The organism is Gordonia paraffinivorans (assembly GCF_900683595.1).
Classification (GTDB): domain Bacteria; phylum Actinomycetota; class Actinomycetes; order Mycobacteriales; family Mycobacteriaceae; genus Gordonia; species Gordonia paraffinivorans.
Map to the genome: position 1 here is coordinate 1,034,855 of NZ_CAACYD010000007.1, position 26,964 is coordinate 1,061,818.

The window sequence follows — 26,964 nt, forward strand, 5'->3', positions numbered from 1 at the left end:
CGCTGCGGGGACGACCGGCGTCAGTCGACCTGCGCCACGGCGATCTTGCCGGTGTGGCCCTCCTGGACGACCAGCAACCGCAGGGCGAGGGCCGTCTCCGATTCCTTGGTGAAGTACACGACCTCGACGTCGTCGGCGGCCTTCAACTGCTCCTTCATCTGGTCCTTGAGCACCTTGGTGCCCTCCCAGGACGGGTCGAAGCCGCTGCCGACGATGTGCTCCTTGTAGCCGGGACCGAAGGTCACGTGCAGGCTTCCGTCGGTGCCGATGCCGTCGAACAGGTAGTCGCCGCGCTTGACCGCGTAGTAGCTGGGCAGGCCGGTCACGCTGGAGTTGTACGCCGCCTGCTCGGGGTTCTTGTTCCCGGTGCGGACGTAGACGACCTCGGTGTTGGTCATCTTCTCGTTGTCGTCGATGAGCTTGTTGAGCGCGGTGTCGGTGGTGTCGACGAAGCCGAGGTAGGTGAACGCGGACTGCGGACGGATCGACGAGTTCGCCGGCAGGTTGGTGGCGGTGCACCGGGTGACGGCGGTCTGGCCGAAGTCCACGCGCACGACGGGCTTGCACTCGCCGCCGAGCGCCCCGGCGGGACGGTCGCCGACGGAGAAGTTCAGGGTCAGCCCGAAGTTGAAGTGTCCGCGGGCGTTGTCGGACCAGGTGTTGCCGTTCACCGTGAAGTCGTAGGCGCAGGCCGCGGTGGTGCACTGGCCGACCAGACGCGGGGAGACCGCCGGCGTCTTGGGCCACAGGCCCGGCGCCGGCACCGACAGCAGGTCGCCGACCAGCGCGCGCTGGTTGGCGAACACCTTCTGCGCCCGATCCGCGGGCTGCAGGTCGATCGAGGTGTCGATGTCGTACGTCGCCGACCCGACGGTCAGCTCTCCCTTGACGTGGGTGACGTTCTTCGAGTCCGGCTCGTAGGTGACCTCCCACGAGCCGATCTTGACCTTGTTGTCGCCGATGAACTCGATGGGCGGGTCGCTGGTCGGCCAGCGACGGGCGTCGGGGGTCCCGCGGTTGGGGCTCGGCAGCTCGGCGCCGAGCTGCTGTTCGGAGTTCTCCTCGACGTTGCCGATCTGCGCGGCGAGGTTGTCCGGGCCGAGGACGGTGCCCAACCGGGGCAGGCCCACGAAACGGGAGGACGCCCACTTGTTGTCGAGCGGGGCCATGTCGAGGTTGAGCTTCTCGTCGGCGACGAGCAGGTCGTTCCAGAACGCGCCGGGCGCGCTGATGAACGGGTTGTTGCCGATCTGGCGGTACTCGGCCTGGTTGGACCCCAGGGTGATGGTGCCCTCGGCGGTGTTCGACGAGGTGGCGATGAGGTCCTCGAACTCGACCGTGCCCTCGCCGCCGGCGTTGTCGTACTTGTAGCCGACCTTGCCGGTGTACTTCGCCGCCGGGCTCATGGCCATCTTGAACAGGACCTCGTCCAGGCTCTTCTGGGCGCGGAAGGCCGCGGTCGGCTCGGCCGAGCCGGAGGCGGTGAAGGGCACGAACGACACGACGAGGGCGGCGACGAGTGCCAGGACACCCACGCCCAGCGCGACGATGGCGGGGGCAAGGGACGGTCGTTTCATTCGGTCGCCTCTTTCGGTCGTCGAGGCACGCGTCCGTGATCTACGGGCGCCCCCGAGAGCCAGTGATACCGGGTCATCGTAGCCATGGGGACTGGTCCGACGAGGGTCAACTCCCCAGGTGGTCCGCCGATCGCAGGACGACGCCCGCCGGGCCGGGCCGACGGGGGGGGCGGTGTCGGTCGGTGCGGGTAGCCTGAACTACCGATGAACAGCTCTTCTCCCGCCCCCCTGCTCACCGGCCGCACCTCGTCTTCCTCCTCGGGTGCGCCTGCTGCCGACGACCGGGTCGAGCGCCTGCTCGACGGGCTGAATCCGCAGCAGCGTGCAGCGGTGCTGCACGCGGGAGCGCCGCTGCTGATCGTGGCCGGCGCGGGTTCGGGCAAGACGTCGGTCCTGACCCGGCGCATCGCCTACCTGCTCGCCGCGCGGGACGTGACGCCGGGGCAGATCCTGGCCATCACCTTCACCAACAAGGCCGCCGCGGAGATGCGCGAGCGCGTCATCGACCTGGTCGGCCCGCGTGCGGCATACATGTGGGTGTCGACCTTCCACTCCACGTGCGTCCGCATGCTGCGCGCGCAGTCGGGGCTGCTGGAGGGGATGAACTCCAACTTCTCCATCTACGACGCCGACGACTCCAAGCGGTTGCTGGGCATGATCATCCGCGATCTGGACCTCGACCCCAAGAAGTTCAGCCCGCGCGGAGTCGCGGTGGCGATCTCCAACTTCAAGAACGAGTTGGTCACGCCGGAGGGCGCGGCCGCTGCCTCCGGCGAGGACGACCTCGCGGCCAAGACCATCGCCCGCATCTTCGCCGAGTATCAGCGGCGCCTGCGCGCGGCGAACGCCTTCGATTTCGACGATCTGATCGGCGAGACCGTCGCGCTGCTGCACAACCATCCGCAGGTGGCCGAGTACTACCGGCGCCGGTTCCGTCACGTGCTCGTCGACGAGTACCAGGACACCAACCACGCGCAGTACGTCCTCATCCGCGAGTTGGTGGGGGAGCAGACCACCGCGAGCGGCCTCGAGCCGTCGGAGCTGTGCGTGGTCGGTGACGCCGACCAGTCGATCTACGCGTTCCGCGGTGCGACGATCCGCAACATCGAGGAGTTCGAGCGCGACTTCCCGGACGCGGAAACCGTTCTGCTGGAACAGAACTACCGGTCGACGCAGACGATCCTGTCGGCGGCGAACGCGGTCATCGCCCGCAACCCCAACCGCCGCGAGAAGAAGCTGTGGACCGACTCGGGCGACGGCGATCCGATCGTCGGCTACGTCGCCGACTCCGATCGCGACGAGGCCACCTTCATCGCCAAGGAGATCGAGGAGCTCACCGACTACTCGATCGGCGGGTCGTCGAGCTTCAAGTACTCCGACGTCGCGGTCTTCTATCGCACCAACACGGGTTCGCGCGCGATCGAAGAGGTCTTCGTGCGCCACGGCATCCCGTACAAGGTCGTCGGCGGCACCAAGTTCTACGAGCGCAAGGAGGTGCGCGACATCGTCGCGTACCTGCGCGTGGTCGCCAACCCCGACGACTCGGTGAGCCTGCGCCGCATCCTCAACACCCCGCGCCGCGGCATCGGCGACCGGGCCGAGGCGTGCGTCGCCGTGCACGCGGAGAACACCGGCCGCAGTTTCTACGAGTCCCTGATCGACGCGTCCGAGGGCAAGGTCGCACTGCTGAACACGCGCGCGGTCAAGCAGATCGGCATGTTCGTCGAACTCATCGAGGGCCTGCGCACCGACTTCCTCACGCACTTCGGCGATTCCGACACCGCCGACGCCGACACCGTCGTGCTCGACGCTACGGAGGAGGCGGCCGACATCGGCGAGCTCGTCGACGCCATCGTGGAGCGGACCGGCTACCGCGCCGAGCTCGAGGCGTCGAACGACCCCCAGGATGGCGCGCGGCTGGACAACATCAACGAACTCGTCGCCGTCGCACGGGAATTCAGCGCCGACGCGGCACAACTCGACGAGTCCGACGATCCCGAGGTCGATCGCGAGGGCGAACCCGAACCCGGTTCGCTCGCGGCGTTCCTCGAGCGCGTCTCGCTCGTCGCCGACGCCGATCAGGTGCCCGACGAGGGCGAGGGCGTGGTCACGATGATGACGCTGCACACCGCCAAGGGCCTGGAGTTCCCGGTGGTCTTCGTGACCGGTTGGGAGGACGGGCATTTCCCGCACATGCGCGCGCTGGGCGACCCGAACGAGCTGAGCGAGGAGCGTCGCCTGGCCTACGTCGGCATCACCCGCGCCAAGCAGCGTCTGTACCTGACGCGGGCGGTCACCCGCGCGTCGTGGGGGCAGCCGGTGTCGAATCCGGAATCCCGCTTTCTGCAGGAGATCCCGCAGCATCTGATCGACTGGCGGCGCCTGGAACCCCGCCGCGGCATGCGCGGTTTCGGCGGTTCGACCGGTGGCGTCTTCGGCCGGGACGGCGCGTTCTCCGACTCTGGCTCGTCGTTCGGTCGCGGCCGTTCGTCGTACTCGCCGGACCCGGCGCGCGGGCGGAACAAGAAGGTGCAGTTGGAGATCGGCGACCGCCACAACCATCCGAAGTACGGGCTGGGCAAGGTCGTCGCGAAGGAGGGGAGCGGCGCCACCGAGCGGGTCGTCATCGACTACGGCGGCAGCGCGGGACGCGTCACGCTGCTGACGGCGGGCGGGATTCCGGGCGAGAAGCTCTAGGCCGCACCTGCGCTGTCGGAGAAGCGAAGTCGCGCGCGACCTCGCTTCGGGCCGGCGACCTCGATCGAGGTCGCCGCTGCGGAATGATGACGGCGGCGATGTGGGGCGATATGGGTTGTGCCTTGCCGACGCAGAGCGGGAAGAGGCGGCGCTCGCGAGGGGGCCGTTGCGATCGCCCCCGGCAGGGAGCGCGATACGGATGCTTCTAGCCGGTGTAACCGGTCATGCGGACGCCCTTGGACGCCAGCCACGGCACCGGATCGATCTTGGTGGTGCCGTTTTTCCACACCTCGAAGTGCAGGTGCGGGCCGAAGGAGAAGCCCTCGTTGCCGACCAGGGCGATGACGTCGCCGGCGGTGACCTTCTGGCCCTCGCGGACCAGGACGCCCGAACCCGACATGTGGCCGTACATGGTGACGGTGCCGTCGTCGGCGCGGACCTGGACCCAATGGCCGTAGCCGGAGGCCGGCTCGGCCTTGATGACGACGCCGTCGGTCACGGCGTGGATCGGGGTGCCCAGCGGGGCGGCCATGTCGATGCCGCCGTGCATGGAGCCCCAGCGCATCTCGAATGCGGAGGTGAAGGAGTAGGCGCCGAGCGGGATCGGCGAGACGAACAGCGGGCGGCGGGCGAGGGCCTCGCGGCGGGCCTCGTCGGCGGCCATCTTCGCGCCGACGGCCAGCTGCTGGTCGAACACGTCCATCTGGTCGCCGGCAGGCGCGGCCGCCGCGACACCCGGACCGAGGTCGGCCGGTGCGGTCGCGTCGTTGACGGCTGCGGCGTTCACGGGAGCCGTGGCGGGGGCGTCGTCACCGCTGCTGCTCACCTGCGAGACGGCGGCCACGGCTGCGCCTGCGGCCATCGCGATGAGGGCGGCGCGACCGCCCTTGAGGGCATTCGGCGGAGCCGCGACGCGGTGCTTGCCGCCGCGTCGGGCGCGACGGCCGGCGGGATTGGTGCGGAACGGGAGGGGCTCGGCATCGGCATCGCCGGCCTCGTCCTCGGGAATCATCTCGAGGACGTCGGCGTCGGCGCCCTCGACGTCGAACGGCTCGTCGTGCCGGTACTGGTCGAACTCGTGCTCGGGGATCAGGATGTCCTGGGTGATCTCCGAATGGGTGGGGCGGTAGTAGCCCTTCCAGGTGGACGGAGTCCAGGTGGTCTGCTCGGCGGAGTCGAAGTCGTAGTCGTCGAGATCGGCGTCGGCGTGGACGACCGGGATGATCGTGGTCATCTCCTCGGACCTGACGTCATCGACCAACCCGCCCGATCGGACGCGGCTCGATCCGCCTGAGACACCCGGTCCCGCCAAATCGTCCACCTCATCTCTTCGTTGCCGCGGATTCGACGTTGTCGTCTGTAATCCTTTTGTGACCAATCCCTGGGAGCCGACGGTAACGAAATGATTGCGGCAAGTCCAACGGTGGAATGCCGCGAATCGGAAGTTTGTGAGGCAGGTCACACACTCCGCGAGGTTTCGCCACGGTGTCGAATTCCCGGTTCGGCAGTCTGGATGCACTGCCGGGTTCGGGTCATCGCCGGAGAGTATTGTCCAGCCCGCGCGGGCGGCGCGCTCGGGCGGGGTGCGGGACGAGAGGAACGTCGCAGGTGGGGCGTAGTACGACGTACTCGTGAGTAGGTTCGGACCGAGCGAGTGATCTGTTGCACAAGGGCAGGGTGCGTGCGAGGGCGAGATAGGGCACGGGTTTAAAGTCCGTTATGGCCCGCGTTACACCCTTGGGCGGGCAAATCTACGAGATGGTGAGCTGAATGGATCTCTTCGAATACCAGGCGAAGGAACTGTTCGCCAAGCACGGGGTTCCCACCACACCCGGTCGGGTGACCGATGATGCCGCCGATGCGCGGGCGATCGCCGAGGAAATCGGCAAGCCCGTCATGATCAAGGCTCAGGTCAAGACCGGTGGACGTGGCAAGGCCGGTGGCGTGAAGTACGCCGCCACCCCGGACGACGCGCAGTCCCACGCCTCCAACATCCTTGGTCTCGACATCAAGGGCCACATCGTCAAGAAGTTGCTGGTCGCCGAGGCCAGCGACATCGCGGAGGAGTACTACATCTCCTTCCTCCTCGATCGCGCCAACCGCACCTACCTTGCCATGTGCTCGGTCGAGGGCGGCATGGAGATCGAAGAGGTCGCCGCGACCAAGCCGGATCGCCTGGCCAAGGTCCCGGTGGACGCCGTGGACGGTGTCGACCTGGCCTTCGCGCGTGAGATCGCCCAGAAGGGCCACCTCCCCGAAGAGGTTCTCGACGCCGCAGCGGTGACCATTCAGAAGCTGTGGGAGGTCTTCGTCGCCGAAGACGCCCTCCTGGTCGAGGTCAACCCGCTCGTCCGCACCCCGGACAACCAGATCCTCGCCCTCGACGGCAAGGTCACCCTGGACGGCAATGCCGACTTCCGTCAGCCCGGCCACGCCGAGTTCGAGGATCGTGACGCCACCGATCCCCTGGAGCTCAAGGCCAAGGAGCACGACCTCAACTACGTCAAGCTCGACGGCGAGGTCGGTGTCATCGGCAACGGCGCGGGCCTGGTCATGTCGACCCTCGACGTCGTCGCGTACGCCGGCGAGAAGCACGGCGGTGTGAAGCCGGCCAACTTCCTCGACATCGGCGGTGGCGCCTCGGCCGAGGTCATGGCCGCCGGTCTCGACGTCATCCTCGGCGACGAGCAGGTCAAGAGCGTCTTCGTCAACGTCTTCGGCGGCATCACCGCCTGTGACGCGGTCGCCAACGGCATCGTCGGCGCCCTGGAGAAGCTGGGCTCGGAGGCCAACAAGCCGCTCGTCGTCCGCCTCGACGGCAACAAGGTCGACGAAGGTCGCAAGATCCTGGCCGATGCGAACCACCCGCTGGTCACGCTCGCCGAAACCATGGACTCGGGCGCCGACAAGGCCGCCGAGCTGGCGAGCAAGTAAGGGAGCCACGCCAAATGTCGATCTTTCTGAACAAGGACAACAAGGTCATCGTCCAGGGCATCACCGGCGGTGAGGGCACCAAGCACACCGCCCTGATGCTCAAGGCGGGCACCAACATCGTCGGCGGCGTCAACGCCCGCAAGGCCGGCACCACCGTGTCGCATGTGGACGCCGACGGCAACACCGTCGAGCTGCCGGTGTTCGCATCGGTCGCCGAGGCGATGAAGGAGACCGGGGCCGACACCTCGATCGCCTTCGTGCCGCCGAAGTTCTCGAAGGACGCCATCATCGAGGCGATCGACGCGGAGATCCCGCTGCTGGTCGTCATCACCGAGGGCATCCCGGTGCAGGACACCGCCTACGCGTGGGCCTACAACCTCAAGAAGGGTGGCAAGACCCGCATCATCGGTCCGAACTGCCCCGGCATCATCACCCCGGGCGAGTCGCTGGTCGGCATCACGCCGAACAACATCACCGGCAAGGGCCCGATCGGTCTGGTCTCGAAGTCGGGCACCCTGACCTACCAGATGATGTACGAGCTCCGCGACCTCGGCTTCTCGACCGCCATCGGCATCGGCGGCGACCCGGTCATCGGCACCACCCACATCGACGCCATCGAGGCGTTCGAGAAGGACCCGGAGACCAAGCTGATCGTCATGATCGGTGAGATCGGCGGCGACGCCGAGGAGCGTGCGGCCGACTACATCAAGGCCAACGTGACCAAGCCGGTCGTCGGCTACGTCGCAGGCTTCACCGCGCCGGAGGGCAAGACCATGGGTCACGCCGGCGCGATCGTGTCCGGCAGCTCCGGCACCGCGCAGGCCAAGAAGGAGGCCCTCGAGGCCGCCGGCGTCAAGGTCGGCAAGACCCCCTCGGAGACCGCCGCGCTGGCACGTCAGCTCTACGAGGCCCTGTAGGTCGTACCGACACAGGTCATTCGCACACGAGAAAGCCCGAGCGGGTCCGCCCGCTCGGGCTTTCTCGTGTCCTGGACCCGGTCCCGCCGTGCCGGGTCCAGGCGTGCGGTCATTCGCAGGCGACGCCGTCGCCGTCCCGGTCGAGCTTCGCGCGGTACCCGGGTTGACCCTCGTACAGCGGTGCGGCGCCGGCGGCGCGGGCCGCTGCGCAGTTGGGGTAGTACGCCGACGGCGCCTGGACGCCAGGCGTCCAGGCAGGGGCTTCGGTCGTCGGGGCGTAGAGCCGCGGCGGGGTGTAGGCGGGCTCGGACGTCGGCGTCCGGTGTGCGGGGGCCGCGGTGGACGTTGCGGTGTCGCGCTGCTCGGCCGGCGTGGTGGCCGGGGCCCCGGTGTCGTCGCAGGACGACAGGACGCGGATGATGGCGTCCTTCTCCGCCTGGGTGACCCACAGGCCGTATTCGGCCTTCACGTCGACCTGACGGCTCACGTACGCGCAGCGGTAGGCCTTGTTCGGCGGCAGCCAGGTGGCGGCGTCACCCGCGCCCTTCTTCTGGTTGGTCGGGCCGTCGACCGCCTGCAGGTTGCGGGGGTCGTTCGCGAGGTCGGCACGGCGTTCGGGGGAGAGTTGCTGCGCTCCCTTCTGCCACGCATCCGACAGTGCGACGACGTGGTCGATCTGCACCGCCGACGACGTGCCCTGGCCGCGGACGAACGGGATCGTCTTGCCCGTGTAGGCGTCGTGCAGCGTCCCCGAGAGGACGACGCAGCCCCTGGTGCCGGGTTTGACGGTGATGTCGGTCAGATCTCGGCGAAGGATGTCGTTGCGGGTGTCGCAGCCGTTGTGTCCGCCCTCGACGTTCACGTCGTCGGACCACTGCTGGCCGAACAGGGCCCGGTCGTAGCCGGTCTTCGGTGCGCGTCCCTTGACCGGAAGGGCGTCGAGCTTGGCCAGCGTGGCGGCGACGGACGGCGAGGCGGCGGGTGTCGAGGTGGCGGTGGTGATCGCAGAGGGCGTCGAGGGCTCGCCCCGGGCGGACGTGTGTCCGGCGGCGCTGCCTGTCCCGACCGCCGTGGGCGTCGTGGTGGCGGGATTGGCGAGACCGCAACCGGTGCCTCCGATGACGAGCGCGACGACGGCGGCACCGGCCGACAGCCATCGGGCCGCCGACGGCAGACATGCGTGTACAGATCCGAGCATCGTTGACCGAACTCCTCATGAAGCGTCTCGGGTCACATCATGCCCGTGGGTGCCGACAAGGAGCCGTGCGGCCGCGTCGGTCAGGAGTCGGTCGTCACCCGTCGATCGGCTGCGCCCGCCATCTCCCGCAGGCGCGGCGTCCCGTAGATGACGACCGCGGCCAGGGCGATGATGCCGGCGACCGCGACGATGTCGAGGATGTAGTGATTGGCCGTGCCCACGACGACGAACGAGGTCACCAGCGGGTAGATCACCCCGAGCGCCCGGACGAGCGGCTTCTTCGCGATCAGGAAGATCATCAGCCCCGACCAGATCGCCCATCCGCAGTGCAGCGACGGCATCGCGGCGAACTCGTTGGTCATCGACTGCGGGCCCGGCGAGCCCGATTCCTCCCACCATCCCCACGACGAGGTGACGCTCATGACGTCGACGAATCCGTCGTACATCCGCGGCGGTGCGGTCGGGTAGGTGTAGAAGCCGACCAGGGCGAGGAGGGTGGTCGCGGCCAGCAACAGCGACGCCTTCCGGTACTCCGTCTGGTGCCGGACGTAGAGCCAGACGGCCACGCCGATGGTCACCCACCAGTGCAGCGTGTGGTACTCCAGCGCAGACACCGCCGACAGCAGGTCGTCACCGGCGACCCACTGGTTGACCCGCTGCTCGATGTCGATGCGCAGGAACGCCTCGAGGCGCATGATCTCCGAACCGTGTTCGAAGGCCGGCGCGACGTCCTTGCCGCCGGCGTTGCGGACGGCCGAGTAGGCGCTGTAGACGCCGAGGACGATCGCGATCTCCATCAGCAGTCGCATGACCGCAGTGGGCGAGGGCATCCACGGGCGGCGCGACCCCGGGGACGGCTGGTCCGACGCCCCGGCGACGTCGTCGCGGGCCGGCCGGACGGTCGCGGAAACGGCGCGCCGGTCCTCGACGGGCCCTCGCGAGGCAACCTCAGTCATGTGTGTACCGTACATACATGCTCAGGGTCGGGATCTCGACCCTCGGCCGGGGGCGTGCAGGATGGCCCGCGTGGGTCCTGATGCTCCTGCGAGGGCGGAGGGGACAGACACTCGCGTACGCCTGCTTCTTCGTCACCGCGCTGGTCATGCGGAGCGTTTCGGACCTGTCCACCCATCGGTTGTGGGCCGACTGTGCGATCGTCGGGTACGGCGTCGCCCTGGCCGTGAGCCTGGTATCCCTGCCGGTGCTGTCCGGTCGACGACGCGCCCGGGTCGCGTTCGGCGCCGCGACGGCCGGAGCGCTGCTGGTGCCGCTGGCACTGCTGCTCACCGGGCGGTACGGCGTGCAGAACGAGGTGACCATCATCGAGCAGTCCGCCGCTGTCCTGTTGTCCACCGGGACACCCTATGTGCACGATGCGTCGACTCTCGATCAGATCAATCCGTACCTGCCCGGAATGGCACTGTTCGGCGTGCCCGCAGTCGTGGCCGGCATGGTCGGGGACGGACTCGGGCAGGTCTGGGTCGCCGCGCTGACCGATCCGCGGATCTGGTGTCTTCTCGTCGCGCTCGTGAGCGCGGGCGCGGCGCTGCGTCTGCACCGGGTGCGGTCCCGGTGGGCGCGGGCGGCGATGTTCCTGTCCCTCCTGTCGCCGACCGTCGCGCTCGAGATGTCCACCAGCGGTGTCGATCTGCCGCTGGCCGGCCTGCTGGTCCTGGGCATCGCGCTCGCCGGGGCCGGACGGGTGAAGTCGGCGGCACTGGCCCTCGCCGGGGCGCTCGCGCTCAAGTGGGTGGCCGTGATCGCCGTGCCGGTGGTCGCGCTGCTCGTCCTCCGGCAGGAGGGCCGACGCCGCGCGGCGGTGTTCCTCGCGGTCTGCACGGCGGCGTTCGGGGTCCTGCTCGTCCCGGCGCTGGTGTCGGTGGTCGACATGCTCGCCCAGGTCGTGCGGTTCCCGGCCGGTGTGGGGGTGGTGGCGACGCCCGCCCGTAGCCCGATGCCCGGCGTCCTGCTCGCGTCGACCGGCAGCGCGGGACGCGCCTGCGCGCTCGTGCTGCTGGCCGTGGCCGCGACGGCGATCGCGGTGCTGGTGATCCGGCGTCCGCCGCGCACCACCGGGCGGGCCTATGTGTACGCCGGCATCGGTTTCGTCGCCTTCTTCCTGCTGGCCCCCACCGGGCGGTTCGGATACATGGTCATCCCGGTGATGCTCTTCGGCGCCGCGTACGCGACCTCGCGTCTCGTGAACCGACCGGCGGACAGCGGCGAGCATCCGGCCGTGACCCCGGACGTCGCGCCACCGGATCACACGACATCCGACGCCATGTCGCGGAACGATCACGGCCCATTTCCGCGCCCGTGCAACGAGATGCCGCGTGCGATAATCCGGCGATGTACTCCACTGCGCAGCCGGGCGCGATGTCCCGATTGGCGGGGGAATCGCTCCGTTTCGCAGGGGTGATCCTCGAGGTCGCCGAGGCCGCTCCGCTTCTCGGACCGGCGATCCGGGCGGTCCGCGTCCGCACCGTCGAGGCGGCCGACGCGGCCCGCCTGTGGGCCGGGGCCAAGGTGCGAACCGTTCTCGGAGCGGTCATCCGGGAGGTCGTCGACGTCCTCACCGAGGAGGTCGATCTCACCGATCTCGTCCTGCAGAACGTCGATCTCGAGCGGTTGATCGCCGCGGTTCTCGAGGTCATCGACCTCGATGCGGTGATCGAGACGGTCGATCTCGATCGCGCTGTCGCACAGGTGGACCTGATGCGGGCCATCGACCTCGTCGACCTGCACGAGGTGATCGGCAAGGTCGACCTCGACGAGGTCGCCAAACGCATCGACCTCGATGCGATCGCCGCGCGCATCGACATCGACGCGATCCTCGGCCGGGTGGACCTGGTCGGGCTCGCCGAGGAGATCATCGACGGCGTCGACCTGCCCGACATCATCCGGGAGGCGAGCACCTCGGTCACCGCCGACGTGATGACCGACGTGCGCAGCAGCAGTGAGCGGGCCGACGACGCGGTCGCCAACGCGGTCAACCGGTTCCTGCGCCGACGCGGTGCCGGCGCCGACGTGTCCACGCGGGACGGGGTCGACGGATGACCGCCGAGCCGAAGCCGAGACCCGCCGAGCCGCATGCGGTTCACCGCGCGCATGCCGTGCAGGATCGCGACAAGACCGCCGGCATCGTGAGCCGCGGCATCGCGGCCTTTCTCGACCTGCTGATCGTGTGGATGATCCTCGGTGCCTGCTACGCGGGTCTGTCACTGCTGAAGTTCGCCCTGACGGTCAGCGAGTTCCATTTCCTTCATGTCGACATCCTGTTCACCACAACGGGTTTCGTGGTCACCTCGGTGCTCTACCTGGCTGCGTGCTGGGGCGTGTCCGGTCGCACGCCGGGCTCGGTGGTCATGGGCCTGCGGGTGGTCGATTCCACGGGCGGTCGAGTCCGTCCGCTGGTCGCGGTGCTGCGGGCGGTGCTCTGCACGGTCTTCGCGATCGGGCTGGTCTGGGTCGTGGTCGACCGCCGACGCCGTTCGGTCGCCGACATCCTCCTGCGCACCCGCGTCGTCTACTCCCGCTGACCGCCCGGCCCGCTTCGGCGACCACCGCGCCGGCGGGCGATACGGTGGGGGAATGGGTCAACGGGAGCGACTGACGGCGGTGCGGTTGCGGGACATGCTCGTCGACGACGGGACCTGGGAGTCCTGGGACACCGTCATCGCCCGTCCGGCCGAGACCTCCGACGGCGAGGACCGGGCCTATGCCGACGACCTCGCACGGGCCAGGCAGCGGGCCGGCACCGACGAGGCGGTGATCACCGGTGCCGGGATGATCGGCGGGAACCGGGCCGCGATCGTGCTGAGCGAGTTCGGGTTCCTCGGCGGGTCGATCGGCCGGGACGCCGGCAAGCGCATCGTCGACGCCGTCGTGCGCGCGACCGCCGAGCGGCTGCCGCTGGTCGCCCTGCCGGCATCCGGCGGGACCAGGATGCAGGAGGGCACGGCCGCGTTCCTGCAGATGGTCGCGATCACCGGTGCCGTCACCGCGCACAAGGCCGCGGGGCTGCCCTACATCGTCTACCTGCGTCACCCGACCACCGGCGGGGTGTTCGCGTCGTGGGGATCGCTGGGCCACGTGACCTGGGCGCAGCCCGGGGCGCTGGTCGGGTTCCTCGGTCCCCGGGTGTACGAGGGCCTGCACGGCGAGCCCTTCCCGGACGGCATCCAGACCGCCGAGAACCTCGTGCGCACAACGGTTGTCGACGACGTGGTGGAACCCGCGGAACTCCCCGGCCGGCTCGCCGCCGTGCTGCGCCTGCTCGCTCGGCGGCACGAGATGTCCGGCGGGGAAGCGGACTGCGGACCCGCGTCGGTACCGGTCACCGGCGACGCCGAGGCCTGGGCGAGCGTTCTCGCCACCCGCGAACCGGGACGTGCAGGGCTGGTCGAGTTCCTCGCCCTGGAGGAGTCCGCCGCGCTGTCCGACGCCGGTCCGCTCCGGTTCTCGCTGAGCAGTTTCGGCGGCCGCGTCGCGCTGGTGGTCGGATACGACCGCGTCTCCCAGGAGCGGGGAGAACTGCTCGGTCCGCGGCACCTCCGCGAGGCGCGCCGGGCGATCATGGCGGCCGGCGACCTCGGTCTGCCCGTCGTCACGGTGATCGACACGCCGGGCGCGGAGCTGTCCGTGGTGGCCGAGGAAGGCGGCCTGGCCGCCCAGATCGCCCGCTGCACCGTCGAATTGATCAAGGTGCCGGTCCCGACGGTGTCGATCCTGCTCGGCCAGGGTGCCGGCGGCGCGGCACTGGCGCTCTTCCCGGCGGACCTGCGGGTGGCCCGGGCCGACGCGTGGCTGTCGCCGCTCCCGCCGGAGGGTGCGAGCCTGATCGTGTACCGCGACCTCGACCACGCCGCCGAGATGGCCGCGCGCCAGGGGATTCTCGCGCGGCGCCTCGCCGCGCAGCAGGTGGTGGACGTCGTGGTCGACGCCGAGACCGACCGGCAGGCGCTGGCCGGCCTGCGCGCCGCGGTCGCCCGTTTCCTCGCCACGTCGCCGGAGCCGGACATCCCGGCCCGCGTCCGCGTTCCGGTGGCGGAGGAGCGATGACGCGGCGGATCGTCGCCGTCGGCGCCGTGATCACCGATGAGCATGGACGAATCCTGTTGGTCCAGCGGCGGAATCCGCCGGCGGCGGGAAAGTGGTCGATTCCGGGCGGCAAGGTCGAACCGGGGGAGTCGCTCGAGGCCGCGGTCGAGCGGGAGATCCTCGAGGAGACCGGACTCCACGTCGAGGTCGGTGAATTGCTGTGGAGCGTCGACATTCCCGTGACCGGCGTCGGCGCCGCGAACGACGCTGCGGCCGACGACGCGGTGTTCGAGGTGCACGACTTCGCCGCGCGCGTCCGCTCCGGGACGCTGCGCGCCGGTGACGACGCCGCCGACGCAGGCTGGTTCGGGATCGACGAGATGGCCGGGCTGCCGGTCACCAAAGGGCTGCCGGAGTACCTGCGCGCACACGGGCAGGCCGAGTGACCGCGCCGCGGCCGGGCGGGTGGTGGTGCGGCGGGCGCGACGTGTGGATGATGGGGACATGACCGATCTGCTGCCGCTGGACCCCGACCAACTCCTCACGACCACACGATCGGTGCGCAAGCGCCTCGACTACGACCGCCCGGTTCCGCTCGAGGTCGTGAAGGAGGCCCTCGAGGTCGCCCTCCAGGCGCCCACCGGCAGCAACAGCCAAACCTGGCATTGGATCGTCGTCACCGAACCCGAACTCAAGCAGAAGATCGCCGACTACTACGCGCAGTCCTTCGCCAAGTACTATGCCGGCCAGAAGTTCCGCGACGAGACCGGACGCCGCGTCGCGTCGAGCGCCCAGTACCTCGCCGACACGATGGGGCAGGTCCCGGTGCTGGTCATCGGGGCCATCTTCACCGGCGGCGAGCTGCCCGCGGGCAATCAGGCCGGAGTGTGGGGGTCGCTGTTGCCCGCGGCGTGGAGTCTCCAGCTCGCCCTGCGCGCCCGCGGGCTCGGGTCCGCGTGGACGACGCTGCACCTGGCCTACGAGAAAGAGGTCGCCGAGCTCCTGGGCATCCCCCGGGACAAGGGCATCCACCAGGGCGTCCTGTTGCCGGTGGCCTACACCAAGGGCACCGACTTCAAGCCGGCGCCGCGCAAGCCCCTCGACTCGGTGCTCCACGTCAACGGCTGGTGAGGTTCGGCGGGCGGGGATGCGCGGGCGGTGAGCCGCCGGTCGCGACCACCGGTCGGTAGAGTGCGGATCACCATGTCCGCGACGAGTGACACCCCCGAGGTGGAGGCGGCCGACGCGCCGCGCCCGCCGACGCGCCGAACCCAGGCGAAGGCCGCGCGCCGCGCCGAGCTGCTGACCGCCGCCGCCCGCCAGATGGCCGAGCGCGGGTTCTCCGGGGTGCGGCTGGAGGACATCGGGCGCGCGGTCGGGATCAGCGGACCCGCGATGTACCGGCACTTCTCGTCGAAGTCCGAACTGCTCGACGAGATGCTCGTCGACATCAGCCAGCGGCTGCACGACGGGGGCGTCGAGGTCGTCGGACGGGGCGCGCCGCCGGCCGAGACCCTGTTGGCGCTCATCGGATTCCACATCGACGTGCTGGTCACCAAACCGGACCTGATCGTCGTGCAGGACCGTGACCTGTCATCGACCTCTCCCGAGGCCAACCACCGGGTGCGCTCGCTGCAGCGACGCTACGTCGAGCGCTGGGTGGACGTGCTGATCGCCGTGTACGAGCAGGACGGCCGTGCCCTCGACCGCGCCGAGGCGCGGGTGCGGGTGCACGCCATGTTCGGCCTGCTCAACTCCTCGCCGCGCCTGCCGGAGTACGACGAGGCGGAACTGCGTCGTCTGCTGACCGCGATGGCGCTGGCCGCGCTGCGGTGCGAGGCCTGAGCCCGACGCGGTTCAGCGCAGCTTGCGGCGGAGCAGTTTGCCGGTGGCCGTCCGCGGCAGTGCGTTCACGAGCTCGATCTCCCGCGGGTACTTGTAGGCGGCCATGCGTTCGCGGCAGTACTCGATGAGCGCGGTCGGGGTGACGTGGGCGCCGGGGCGCAGGGCGACATAGGCCCGCGTCGACTCGCCGCGATAGTCGTCGGGGATCCCGATCACCGCCGCCTCGACGACGTCCGGATGGGAGTGCAGGACCTGCTCGATCTCGAACGGCCAGATCTTGTACCCGGACGCGTTGATGAGGTCGTTGCTGCGGTCGATCACGTAGAACCAGCCGTCGGAGTCCATGAACCCGACGTCGCCGGTGCGCATCCGGCCGTCGCGCAACGCCGAGTCGGGATCGTCCTCCCTGCCCCAGTACCCGGCGGCGATCTGCGGACCGCTGGTGACGATCTCTCCGAAAACCCCCGGGGGAACCGGGTTTCCGGATTCGTCCACGACCTCGGCCATGGTGTCGGAGACGGGCAGGCCCACCGACAGGGCGCCGGTCTCGGGATCGACCGGGGCCCGGACGCCGGGAGGCACCATGTGGGTGGGCGAGGAGGACTCGGTCTGTCCGTAGACGTTGTGGATCATGCCGCCGAGCTGCGCCTCCAACCGGTCGGCGACATCCGGGAGCACCGGTGCGCCGCCGGAGTACCGCAGACGCAACGACTCGAGCGCCGCCGGTGTCGCGTCGGGGTGGTCGGCGAGCGCGATGTATGCGGTGATGGCCGCCACCGAGAATGCCGGACGCCAGGTGCGGACGGCGTCGAGGACGAGACCGGCGTCGAACCGGTGGGTCAGGATGACCGGCGATCGCGCCGAGAACGCGAGCAGCACGGAGCCGACGAGGCCGGTGACGTGGAAGATCGGGGACATGCACAGGATCGGCTCGCCTGGCTGCAGGCCCGTCCAGTCGCGATACACCTGGGCATTGAACGCCAGGTTGCGGTGCGTCAGCATGGCGCCCTTCGGCGGGCCGGTCGTCCCGGCGGTCGGGGCGAGCACGGCCACGTCGTCGGGGGCGGGATCGTGGCGGACCACCTCGCGCGACCCGCTGCCGATGACCTCGAGCAGGTCGACCGTTCCCGCGGGCCGGGCGCGCCGCACGCCGAACACCCGCTGCGGGTCCTCGTTCCCGGCGAAGTCGAGCGGGGAGCAGGTGACGACCAGCTCGACCGACGGGGTCGCCTCGACCTCGTCGGCGACCTCCGCGTGCACCTCCTCGAGCAGCAGGAGCGCACGCGGCGTGAAATCGTCGAGCGCCCTGCGAAATTCGGTGCGCCGGTAGATCGGGCTGATCAGTGCCGCGATGCACCCGGCCTTCCAGGCCGCGAGCATTCCGAGGACGATGGCCGGCTCGTTCTGGACGGCGATCCCGACGCGGTCTCCGGGGCGTAGCCCGCGTTCCCGCAGCAGCCGGGCGAGCGCATCGGATGCGGCGTCGAGGTCCGCCCGGGAGAGGGTCGCCCCGAAGTAGTGGATCGCCGGCTCGTCCGGCCCGGCGGCGACGGCCGCGGCGAACATCGTCAGCGGCGAGGTGAACTCGGGCTCGAGATGCTCGGACAGCCGGCCGGGGTAGTGTGCCAGCCATGGACGGGAGTCGTAGGCGTTCATGCGTCGATGCTCATCCGGCGACGCCCACGCGCCGGGTGCCCTCGGCGCGATGCTGCGACTGATCGTTGTCCACGCCGAAGAGTCTACGAAAACCGAGCGCTACCCATAAGGTGTTCAGCGTGGCCGAACAGCCGATGACCGACAGTGGAGCCGCCGTCCGCGAACTGCGCAAGCAGGCGGGCGTGACGCTGCGTGGGTTGGCCGCCGGCATCGGGGTGAGCGTCGGGACGATGAGCGCGATCGAGAACGGCAAGGTCGGGCTGACCGTCGACCGGCTCCGGGACATCGCGCGCTGCCTCGACGTCCCGGTCTCGCGGCTGCTCGAGCCGCGTCCGGAGGCCCCGCCGCCGAAGGATCCCGAGCCCACCGACTGGCGGGAGTTCCCGCCGCTCACGCTCGATCCGGTGCTGCAGTCGGCCATCGAGGTCTTCGAGGAGCTGGGCTATCACGGCGCGACGATGCGACTGATCGCCGCCGGCGCCGACATCAGCGTGGCCGGGATCTACCACCACTACCCGAGCAAACAGCATCTGCTGGTCGCGCTGGTCAACCTCGCGCACAGCGATCTGGTCGGACGCCTGGACGCTGCCGCGGCCGGCGCGGAACCGGTGACCGCCTTCGCGAACATGGTCGAGGCGCTGACGCTCTTCCACGTCGAACGCCGGCCGCTCGCGCTGGTGCTCGCGACCGAGTTGCGTCGCCTCGAGGAACCGAACCGGTCGCTCCTCAAGGCGTCGATGGCCCAGATCGAACAGCGCCTGCTCGACACCGCGCGAAAGGCCGCCGAGCAGGGCGCCTTCCGCGACGGCGACCTGTCGACGGCGACGCGCGCCATCGTCACGATGTGCCTGGCGGTGCCCACCTGGCTCGACGACGTCGACCGTGCGGAGGGCCGCCGGCTCGCGCGGGAGTACGCGGGCCTGGCGCTCGACATGGTGGGTGCCGCCGCGCAGCGGTAGCGCTGCATTTCGGTATCTGCGGCGGGTCGTGAGCACGCCGTTCAGTAGTGTTCAGCCATCCTGAACATCGTCGATGGCCTGCGGATTCTTGCGCCTTCCCGACAAACATTGGGACATCGCCGATTTCGGCACTTGACGACTTCGCGTCGGGGTGCGATGCTCGTCACAATGAACTCACCGAGCGAGCGCTCGGACAGTTCAGTGAGATGTTCAGTCCATCAGGTCGAGTCCTCGGCCCGGTCGTCCGCCGCCGGTCGTGGGATGAATCAAAGGAGATGAGATGACCGAGAACACCGCACCGTCCATGGCCGAGCTGCTCGGTGCCGACGCCCCGTCGAACTGGGGCAAGTGGGGTCCCGACGACGAGGTGGGCGCCCTGAACTACCTCGACGCGAGCGAGGTGCTGCGCGGCGTGCAGCACATCAAGTCGGGCGAGACCTTCACCCTGCAGATCGAGATGGGTCGCAAGGAGAGCCCCGGCGATCCGCTGTGGCCGGGCCGCGAGGGCATCTCGCGCACCAACATCCTCGACGAGGCCTCGTGGGACGGCGACGGCGCTCCGCAGTTCCCGGGCGGCCTGCACTACGCCGACGACACCGCGAAGATCTTCCTCCAGGGCTCCACGCAGTACGACGCGCTGGGCCACGTCTGGTACGACGGCAAGCTCTGGAACGGCTACGACGCCCGCAGCACCGTCGACGCCCTGGAGAAGGCCTCGGTCCTGCCGATCGCCGAGAAGGGCGTGGTGGGCCGCGGCGTGCTCATCGACATGGCGCGCCACCGCGGCAAGGAGTACCTGGAGAAGGGTGAGACCTTCGACCACAAGGACCTCGAAGAGGCCGCTGCCGCACAGGGTGTAACCATCGAGCCGCACGACGTCCTCATCATCCGGACCGGCTGGCTGAAGTACTGGTACGACCTGAACGATCCCGAGACCTTCTACGACGGCTTCTGTGAGCCGGGTCTGACCTACTCGCGCGAGTTGGTGGAGTGGTTCCAGGACAAGGAGATCCCGAACCTGGTCACCGACACCATCGCCAACGAGGTCACCACCGATCCGGTCTCGGGTGTCGCGCTGCCGCTGCACAACGCCCTCATGCGCAACCTCGGCGTGGTGTTCACCGAGATCGTGTGGCTCGAGGAACTGGCCAAGGCATGTGCGGCCGACAACCGCTGGAGCTTCCTGTACGTCGCGGCCCCGCTGAAGGTCGTCAGCGGCACCGGCGCGCCGGTGAACCCCGTCGTCATTCGCTGAGAAGGGTGAGAAGAGCAGACATGAGCGTCTACGACGACATGGTGTGGCGCAAGCATTACCGGGAGCAGGATCTCGCGCCGCGCACGATCGAATTCGACTCGGCCGTCGACATGTTCGCGGCCACCGTGGCCCGGAATCCCGATGCCGACATCATCCGGTACTTCGACGGCACGATCTCGGCGCGCGAACTCGACGAGCTCAGCGACGCGTTCGCGGTCGGCATCCTGGATCTCGGCTTCACCCCGGGCGACCGCGCCGTGGTCTACGCCCAGAACATCCCGCAGTTCGTCATCGCCCAGCTCGGCATCTGGAAGGCCGGCGGCATCGCCGTCTCGGCCAACCCCATGTACCGCAGCCGCGAGCTCGCCGAGATCCTCGTCGACTCCGGCGCCACCGTGCTGGTCGCGATGCAGTCGCTGTACCGTGACGTCGCGCAGGAGTCGTTGCGCGACAACGAGACCTCGGTGCGCACGGTCATCACCACGTCGGAGCTGGAGTACCAGACCGCGAACACCGGCACGCTGGCCGGTGTCGAGGTCGTCGAGTGCCCCGACACGGTCGACATGGCGACGATGCTGGCCAAGTACCGCGGCCAGCGGCCGCCGAAGGCCGACCTGAACGGCGACAGCGTCGCGTTCCTCACCTACACCTCGGGGACCACCGGCCCGCCGAAGGGCGCGATGACCACCCATCGCAACGTGGTCTTCAACGCGCAGACCTACCGCGACTGGGTCGGCATCGACTCGAACGACGTGATCCTCGGTGTGGCACCGCTCTTCCACATCACGGGTCTCATCGCCCACATCGCGCTCGCCGAGCTCACCGGTGCCCCGCTGGTCCTGATGTACCGCATGGATCCCAAGGACACCATCGCGACCATCGAGCGGGAGAAGGCGACGTTCACGGTCGGTTCGATCACGGTGTTCATCGCACTGATGAACGTGCCGGACGTCGATCCGAAGGCGCTGGCCAGCCTCTCCAAGATCTACTCCGGCGGAGCACCCATCCCGCCGAGCACGATCGCGGAGTTCAAGGACCGGTTCGGCCACTACATCCACAACGTGTACGGCCTGACCGAGACGACCTCGCCGTCGCATGCGGTTCCGTTCGGGGTGTCCGCCCCGGCCGACGAGGAGACCGGTGCCACCTCGGTGGGCGTGCCGATCTACGACACGATCGTCCGCATCGTCGACGAGAAGGGCAACGACCTGCCCGCGGGTGAGATCGGCGAGCTGGTCACAGCCGGTCCGCAGGTGGTCGCCGGCTACTGGAACAAGCCGGAGGCGACCGCCAAGGGCATCCCGAACGGCATCCTGCACACCGGCGACGTCGGCTACATGGACGCCGACGGGTGGTTCTACATCGTCGACCGCAAGAAGGACCAGATCAACACCAGCGGTTTCAAGGTCTGGCCACGCGAGGTCGAGGACGTGCTCTACGAGCACCCTGCGGTGCGCGAGGCGGCCGTCATCGGCGTGCCCGACTCCTATCGCGGCGAGACCGTGAAGGCGTTCGTGAGCCTGCGTCCCGGCACCACCGCCGAGCCGCAGGAGCTCATCGAGCACTGCAAGCAGCGCATGGCGGCCTACAAGTACCCGCGTGAGGTCGTGGTGATGACCGACATCCCCAAGACCGCGACCGGAAAGCTGCTGCGGCGCGAACTGCGCACGGTAGGACAGTGATTCGTCGTCCTCCCCACCGCCGGCATCGGCGGTGGGGAGGACGACGTCTTCTTGCAGGAGAGAGATCATGAGCTCAACACCCGCGGCCGACGCCGCGATCCATCCGGACCTCACCTTCCGTGCGCCCGCCGAGACCCTCGACCTCCGCCCGTCGCCGAAGGCCCTCGAGCTGCGCGAGAAGCTCATCGCGTTCATGCACGAGGAGGTCTTCCCGGCCGAGGCGCGATACGAACACGAACGCGGCGCGGCCGGCCCCGACGACCACGATGTCCCGCCCGTCGTCGAAGAACTCAAGGCGCAGGCGCGCGCACGCGGACTGTGGAATCTGTTCCTGCCGTCGGAATCCGGGATCAGCCAGCTCGACTACGCCGGTCTCGCCGAGATCTCCGGCTGGAGCCTGCACCTGGCACCGGAAGCGATCAACGGCCAGGCGCCCGACACCGGCAATATGGAGTTGCTGCACCTGTTCGGCACCGACGAGCAGAAGAAGACCTGGCTCGAACCGCTGCTCGGCGGCACCATCCGCTCCGCCTTCTCGATGACCGAGAAGGACGTTGCCAGTTCGGACGCCACGAACATCGAGACGAGCATCGTCCGCGACGGCGACGAGTACGTCATCAACGGTCGCAAGTGGTGGACCAGCGGCGCCGCCGACCCGCGCTGCAAGATCCTCATCGTGATGGGCAAGACCGACCCGTCGGCCGACACCCATCGCCAGCAGTCGATGGTCCTCGTGCCGATCGACACCCCCGGCGTCACCGTCGTGCGCGACGTGCCGGTGTTCGGCCGTCACGACCAGCACGGCCACGTCGAGATCGTCTACGAGAACGTGCGTGTCCCGGTCACCAACCTCCTCGGGGAGGAGGGCGCCGGATTCGCGATGGCGCAGGCGCGTCTCGGGCCGGGGCGCATCCATCACTGCATGCGTGCGCTCGGCGCCGCCGAGCGGGCCCTGCACCACATGGTGGGGCGGGCCAAGGCGCGCGTCGCGTTCGGCAAGCCGCTCGCCGAGCACGGCGTCGTCCAGCAGCAGATCGCCGAGTCGCGCATCGCCATCGACCAGGCCCGCCTCCTGTGCCAGCTTGCCGCCAAGACGATCGACGAGCTCGGCAACAAGGCTGCGGCGCCGTACGTCTCGGCCGCAAAGGTCTCGGTGCCCCGGGTGGCGCTCGAGGTGATCGACCGCGCGATCCAGGTCCACGGCGGCGCCGGCGTCAGCGACGACGTCCCGCTGGCCGCGCTGTACGGCTGGCATCGGGCGATGCGCATCTTCGACGGTCCGGACGAGGTGCACCTGCGCACCATCGCCAAGCGCGAGCTGCGGCGCTGACCGTGACGGCCGGGTGCGGTCTCCGCATCCGGCCGCCCGGATGAATCTCCTCTCGCCCGCCTGCGGCGGATTGCCGGTCGGCTTACGCTGGGCCGCAGGTCACGACATCGACTGCGTGGCCGTACGGGGGAGACATCAGAGGAGCGCGCCGTGAACCAAGCCGATCCCAGCCAGCAGGGCGGACAGTGGTCGCCGACCCCGCCGGGGGCGCCACCGGGCGGGGTCCCCGGTGGACCCGCAGGTGGACCCGGCCCCCAATGGGGCCCGTCCGGCCCGGGCGGGTACCCGACCGGCGGTTGGGGGCCGACGCCGCCGATGGCGCCGCCGGCGAGGCCCCGTCCCGAGCCCGCGGTCCTCGCCGCGCTCGGCGCCGCGGTCGCCGGGGTCGTCACCTACTTCATGGGTTTCGTCAGCTGGGTCTCGGTGTCGGCCGCGGCCGAGGAGGACATCGACCGGTGGGGGCGTGACTTCGAGGAGGGGAGCGGCGGCATCCCGGGCTTCTTCTCCTACGAGGTCGTGCTCAACCCCGGCAAGTTCTTCATCCTGCTGGGGGCGATCGGCGTCGCGACGACCTTCACGCTCGTCCCGAGATATCGGAAGGCGCTGCCGTTCCTGGCGGTGGCCGCCGTGGCCGGCTGGCTCGCCCTGTTCGCCGCCGCCCTCGTCGTGCCGCCGTTCCTCGATCTCGGCGCCGGGGCCATCGTCGGCCTGATACTCGGGTTCCTGCAGGTGACACTGCTTCTGACGGCGTCGTTCTTGTACGGTCTCAGGAAGGATGACGTCCCACCTGCCTGACCCGCAGCGGCCGGGAATCGAGCTCCCGGCCGCGGTTCGCGACGACGAGCCGCTGGTTGTCGCGCTCCGGCGCGCCGGCTGTGTGTTCGCCGAGGCGGAGGCCTCCCTCCTGCACGAGAACGCCTCGGGGCCGGACGAACTCGACGAGTGGCGTGCACGCCGTGTGGCCGGCGAGCCGCTCGAGCACATCGTGGGCCGGGTGCGGTTCGGAGACCTGTGCTTGAGCGTCGGGTCCGGTGTCTTCGTGCCGCGGCAACGCTCGCTGCTGCTGGCCGAGCATGCGGTGCGGGCGGTGAGGGAGCGCGCGAATCCGATCGTGCTCGAGGCATTCTGCGGCGTCGCGCCGATAGCCGCGACGGTGGCGGCTGCGGTGCGCGGCACGCGACTGCACGTCGCCGACATCGATGACACCGCGCTCGTGCACGCGAGACGGAATCTGCCCGACCACGCGCGGGTCCACCACGGTCCGGGCCTCGAGGGGGTGCCGACCGGGCTCCGCGGACGTTTCGACGTGATCGCGGCGGTGCCGCCCTACGTGCCGGACCCGGCCTTCGACCTTCTCGCACACGAGGCCCGTGATCACGAACCGCGGCGGGCCCTGACCGGCGGCGCCGACGGTCTCGACCACGTCACCGCACTCGTCGACGACGCACGCGAGTGGCTGTCGGGCTCAGGCGTGCTGCTCGTCGAGATGAACGTCGCCCAGTTCGGGGCGATCGCCCGCCGGGAACGAGGACGAGATCTCGACATCGATGCGATAGCGGGCGATGACGGGCAGACCGTCGTCGCGAGGCTGCGTCGACGCACGGCTTCCTCGCAGTCCAGTCGCCACTGAGCGCCCTCGGCGCGTTCCGGTCGCCACTGTGCGCCCTCGGCGCGTTCCGGTCGCCACTGTGCGCCCTCGGCGCGTTTCGTATGTGTAAACGATCTGCTCGGATCTCTTGCACGCCCATGGGCGGTGGTGCAGACTAATTGCACACAAAAATGTATTCACTTAGCGGATCGGTGAGGTTCCCGAGCCGCGAAGCCTCCTCGCGCCGAAGGCGCACAGCCCCTGGAGGCCACATGCCGAGAACCGCCGCCCACTATCCGCACCTGTTCACGCCGGGTCGGATCGGAACCCTCGAGATCGACAACCGGATACTCAAGTCGCCGCAGAGCACAGCGACCTCCAACGCGGACGGTACCGTCACCGCGCGGACGGTCGAGCACTACAAGCGACTCGGGCAGGGCGGCGTCGGCCTGGTCATGATGGAGTACAGCTTCATCGACTCCGACGCGAGCAAGGCGATCCACAACCAGCTCGGCAACGCCCACCGCGAGCACACCCCGGGCCTGGGCTGGGTCGTCGACGAGGTGCACGCCACCGGAGCCCGCGTCGGCCTGCAGGTCGCGCACGGCGGCCGGCAGAAGTTCCTCGGCACCGCTCCCATCGAGTCGGCCACCGACTCGTCGTGGTCGGATGTCGAGGGTCAGTACGGCGTGGTGCCGACCCCGATGACCGTCGACGAGATCGATGCGGTGGTCAGCGCGTTCGGCGACGCCGCCGCACGTGTCCATGCAGCACGCTTCGATATCGTCGAGGTGCATGCGGGGCATGGCTACCTGATCACGAATTTCCTGTCGCCGCATACAAACTGGCGCACGGACGAGTACGGCGGCAGCTTCGACAACCGCGCGCGGCTGCTGCTGCGGATCGTCGACGACATCCGGGCGAAGGTCCCCCGCGACTTCCCGCTGAGCATCCGGTTGTCGGTCACCGACTACGAGCCGGACGGCATCCCCATCGAGGAGACCGTCGAGCTGTGCCGTCGTCTCGAGGCACACGGCGTCGACGTGCTGCACTGCTCGGGCGGGCACCACGCCGGCATGGAATGGGAGGTCAGCCCCTGGTACCAGGTGCGGACTCCCCACCGGTGGGGTTGGGAGAAGATCAAGGACGCGGTCTCCATCCCGGTCATCGCGTCGGGGTCGATCGTCTCGCCCGAGACGGCCGAGGAGATCCTGGCCTCCGGCTCGGCCGACTTCGTCTCCCTCGGACGCCCGCTGCTCGCCGACCCGGACTGGGCGCGCAAGGCGAAAGCCGGTCGCGTGCTGGAGATCACGCCGTGCATCCGATGCAACGACGGCTGCCTCCATCGCGGGCTGAACAGGGGGCGGAGTGTCGGCTGCAGCGTCAATCCGAGTGTCGCCGAGGAAGGCCGGTTCCCGGTGACGGCGGCCGAGGAGTCCAGGAGGATCGCCGTGATCGGCGGCGGTCCGGCCGGGCTCCACGCCGCCGCCGTCCTGCACGACCGCGGCCACGACGTCACGCTCTATGAACCCGGTGAACTCGGCGGCCTGCTGAACCACGCGCAGGGATCGACGGTCAAGCAGGACCTCGCGGCACTGGCCCGGCACCTGATCCACGAGGTGTCGCGGCGCGACATCCGGGTCGTCGCCCGGGCCGCGGACGCGCAGACGATCGCCGAGGGCGGATTCGACGCCGCCGTGGTGGCCACCGGCGCCCCAGACGAGTCGCCGCGGTTCCCGATCGAGGGGAGACTCCCGGTTCGCACGGCCGCGCAGGTTCGGGTGACCGATGCGCCGCGTGGCCGCGTTGTCATCGTGGGCGGTGGATTCCAGGGGTGCGAGGTCGCGCTTCGGGTGTCGGCGGCCGCGGCGACAGGCGAGGCGACCACGGTGACGATCGTCGAGTCCAACGACGGACTGCTCGCCGGCGAGGAGGTCTTCACCGACGCCGAGCGGCTGCCGCTGTTCCTGGACGCGGCCGGTGTCTCGGTCCGGTGCGGTCACACCGTCGTCGGGATCGACGACGAGGGCGTCCGCGTCGAGACGGCCGGAGGAGTGGAGACCGTTCCGGCCGACGCCGTCGTGCTCGCGCTCGGCCGGCGTCGTGCCGACTCCGCGCTCGCCGACGAACTCGAGGCCGCCGGCGTCGACGTCCGGGTCATCGGCTCCGCCCGCGAGCCGGGGCGCGTGTTCGACGCCATCCACACGGCGTTCTTCACCGCGCGGTCACTCTGACCCGATACCCCGAATCTGTACGGGTATCGGTTCGCACACAACAGAATTCCCA

General features: G+C 69.5%; 22 protein-coding genes. 17 read left to right on the forward strand and 5 right to left on the reverse strand.

Translation table 11 applies throughout. The features are described 5' to 3' along the window. Positions 1 to 20 precede the first annotated feature (20 nt). On the reverse strand, positions 21 to 1,577 hold the full coding sequence (locus tag E1P53_RS17760; RefSeq protein WP_131735048.1) for a hypothetical protein: 1,557 nt from the start codon (positions 1,575 to 1,577) through the stop codon (positions 21 to 23). 204 nt (positions 1,578 to 1,781) lie between these two features. Here E1P53_RS17760 and E1P53_RS17765 point away from each other — a divergent pair, with 204 nt between their 5' ends. Beyond that, positions 1,782 to 4,274 (forward strand): UvrD-helicase domain-containing protein, encoded by a 2,493-nt coding sequence (locus E1P53_RS17765; protein ID WP_131735049.1) that lies wholly within the window; start codon positions 1,782 to 1,784, stop codon positions 4,272 to 4,274. 205 nt (positions 4,275 to 4,479) lie between these two features. Here the strand turns inward: E1P53_RS17765 and E1P53_RS17770 are convergent, their stop codons facing one another. Then, positions 4,480 to 5,595, reverse strand: a complete 1,116-nt coding sequence (locus E1P53_RS17770) for a M23 family metallopeptidase (RefSeq protein WP_131735050.1) — start codon at positions 5,593 to 5,595, stop codon at positions 4,480 to 4,482. A 449-nt stretch (positions 5,596 to 6,044) separates the two neighbouring features. Between E1P53_RS17770 and sucC the strand changes: the two genes are divergently transcribed. Together sucC and sucD are read left to right on the forward strand one after the other, a co-directional pair. Then, the gene (gene sucC, locus E1P53_RS17775; RefSeq protein ID WP_006898841.1) at positions 6,045 to 7,208 is read left to right on the forward strand and encodes an ADP-forming succinate--CoA ligase subunit beta; all 1,164 of its coding nucleotides are present in this window, start codon (positions 6,045 to 6,047) and stop codon (positions 7,206 to 7,208) included. A 14-nt stretch (positions 7,209 to 7,222) separates the two neighbouring features. Continuing rightward, positions 7,223 to 8,125 (forward strand): succinate--CoA ligase subunit alpha, encoded by a 903-nt coding sequence (sucD, locus tag E1P53_RS17780; protein WP_006898842.1) that lies wholly within the window; start codon positions 7,223 to 7,225, stop codon positions 8,123 to 8,125. Positions 8,126 to 8,234: 109 nt separating this feature from the next. Here sucD and E1P53_RS17785 read toward each other — a convergent pair whose 3' ends face one another. Together E1P53_RS17785 and E1P53_RS17790 are read right to left on the reverse strand one after the other, a co-directional pair. Continuing rightward, the gene (locus E1P53_RS17785; RefSeq protein WP_131735051.1) at positions 8,235 to 9,323 is read right to left on the reverse strand and encodes a GmrSD restriction endonuclease domain-containing protein; all 1,089 of its coding nucleotides are present in this window, start codon (positions 9,321 to 9,323) and stop codon (positions 8,235 to 8,237) included. A gap of 80 nt (positions 9,324 to 9,403) precedes the next feature. Further along, positions 9,404 to 10,279 (reverse strand): phosphatase PAP2 family protein, encoded by an 876-nt coding sequence (locus E1P53_RS17790; protein ID WP_244941220.1) that lies wholly within the window; start codon positions 10,277 to 10,279, stop codon positions 9,404 to 9,406. 17 nt (positions 10,280 to 10,296) lie between these two features. Here E1P53_RS17790 and E1P53_RS17795 point away from each other — a divergent pair, with 17 nt between their 5' ends. The 7 genes from E1P53_RS17795 (at position 10,297) to E1P53_RS17825 (ending at position 16,208) form a co-directional block, all read left to right on the forward strand. Next, entirely contained in the window at positions 10,297 to 11,742 is a 1,446-nt protein-coding gene (locus tag E1P53_RS17795) for a hypothetical protein (protein WP_131735052.1), read from the forward strand. After that, complete coding sequence (locus tag E1P53_RS17800; RefSeq protein ID WP_244941221.1) at positions 11,673 to 12,380, forward strand: hypothetical protein; 708 nt, start codon at positions 11,673 to 11,675, stop codon at positions 12,378 to 12,380. Before E1P53_RS17795 ends, E1P53_RS17800 begins: the two co-directional genes overlap by 70 nt. Beyond that, positions 12,377 to 12,862 (forward strand): RDD family protein, encoded by a 486-nt coding sequence (locus E1P53_RS17805; RefSeq protein WP_006898847.1) that lies wholly within the window; start codon positions 12,377 to 12,379, stop codon positions 12,860 to 12,862. Before E1P53_RS17800 ends, E1P53_RS17805 begins: the two co-directional genes overlap by 4 nt. A 52-nt stretch (positions 12,863 to 12,914) precedes the next feature. Then, positions 12,915 to 14,384 carry a carboxyl transferase domain-containing protein gene (locus E1P53_RS17810; protein ID WP_131735053.1) on the forward strand — a complete coding sequence of 490 codons (1,470 nt, stop codon included), beginning with the start codon at positions 12,915 to 12,917 and terminating at the stop codon, positions 14,382 to 14,384. Beyond that, on the forward strand, positions 14,381 to 14,809 hold the full coding sequence (locus E1P53_RS17815) for an NUDIX hydrolase (RefSeq protein WP_006898849.1): 429 nt from the start codon (positions 14,381 to 14,383) through the stop codon (positions 14,807 to 14,809). Before E1P53_RS17810 ends, E1P53_RS17815 begins: the two co-directional genes overlap by 4 nt. Positions 14,810 to 14,867: 58 nt before the next feature. Beyond that, on the forward strand, positions 14,868 to 15,494 hold the full coding sequence (locus E1P53_RS17820; protein WP_006898850.1) for a nitroreductase family protein: 627 nt from the start codon (positions 14,868 to 14,870) through the stop codon (positions 15,492 to 15,494). Positions 15,495 to 15,566: 72 nt separating this feature from the next. Continuing rightward, entirely contained in the window at positions 15,567 to 16,208 is a 642-nt protein-coding gene (locus E1P53_RS17825; RefSeq protein ID WP_109237280.1) for a TetR/AcrR family transcriptional regulator, read from the forward strand. Positions 16,209 to 16,220: 12 nt separating this feature from the next. On the opposite strand, the gene E1P53_RS17830 is transcribed toward E1P53_RS17825, so the two are convergent. Further along, positions 16,221 to 17,864 carry a class I adenylate-forming enzyme family protein gene (locus tag E1P53_RS17830; RefSeq protein WP_131735054.1) on the reverse strand — a complete coding sequence of 548 codons (1,644 nt, stop codon included), beginning with the start codon at positions 17,862 to 17,864 and terminating at the stop codon, positions 16,221 to 16,223. 134 nt (positions 17,865 to 17,998) lie between these two features. Between E1P53_RS17830 and E1P53_RS17835 the strand changes: the two genes are divergently transcribed. The 7 genes from E1P53_RS17835 to E1P53_RS17865 all read left to right on the forward strand — a co-directional run bounded on the left by E1P53_RS17835 (position 17,999) and on the right by E1P53_RS17865 (position 26,912). Continuing rightward, positions 17,999 to 18,823, forward strand: a complete 825-nt coding sequence (locus tag E1P53_RS17835) for a TetR-type transcription factor C-terminal domain-containing protein (RefSeq protein WP_131735373.1) — start codon at positions 17,999 to 18,001, stop codon at positions 18,821 to 18,823. A 280-nt stretch (positions 18,824 to 19,103) separates the two neighbouring features. After that, on the forward strand, positions 19,104 to 20,078 hold the full coding sequence (locus tag E1P53_RS17840; protein WP_006898854.1) for a cyclase family protein: 975 nt from the start codon (positions 19,104 to 19,106) through the stop codon (positions 20,076 to 20,078). A gap of 20 nt (positions 20,079 to 20,098) precedes the next feature. Next, positions 20,099 to 21,760 (forward strand): class I adenylate-forming enzyme family protein, encoded by a 1,662-nt coding sequence (locus E1P53_RS17845; RefSeq protein WP_131735055.1) that lies wholly within the window; start codon positions 20,099 to 20,101, stop codon positions 21,758 to 21,760. 67 nt (positions 21,761 to 21,827) lie between these two features. Then, complete coding sequence (locus tag E1P53_RS17850; RefSeq protein WP_131735056.1) at positions 21,828 to 23,090, forward strand: acyl-CoA dehydrogenase family protein; 1,263 nt, start codon at positions 21,828 to 21,830, stop codon at positions 23,088 to 23,090. A gap of 150 nt (positions 23,091 to 23,240) precedes the next feature. Beyond that, positions 23,241 to 23,885 (forward strand): DUF5336 domain-containing protein, encoded by a 645-nt coding sequence (locus E1P53_RS17855; protein WP_131735057.1) that lies wholly within the window; start codon positions 23,241 to 23,243, stop codon positions 23,883 to 23,885. Then, a complete protein-coding gene (locus E1P53_RS17860; RefSeq protein WP_131735058.1) occupies positions 23,866 to 24,720 on the forward strand; it encodes a class I SAM-dependent methyltransferase in 855 nt (284 codons plus the stop codon). The genes E1P53_RS17855 and E1P53_RS17860 overlap by 20 nt, the downstream gene beginning before the upstream one ends. A 230-nt stretch (positions 24,721 to 24,950) precedes the next feature. Then, positions 24,951 to 26,912 carry an oxidoreductase gene (locus tag E1P53_RS17865; protein ID WP_131735059.1) on the forward strand — a complete coding sequence of 654 codons (1,962 nt, stop codon included), beginning with the start codon at positions 24,951 to 24,953 and terminating at the stop codon, positions 26,910 to 26,912. Positions 26,913 to 26,964 lie beyond the last annotated feature (52 nt).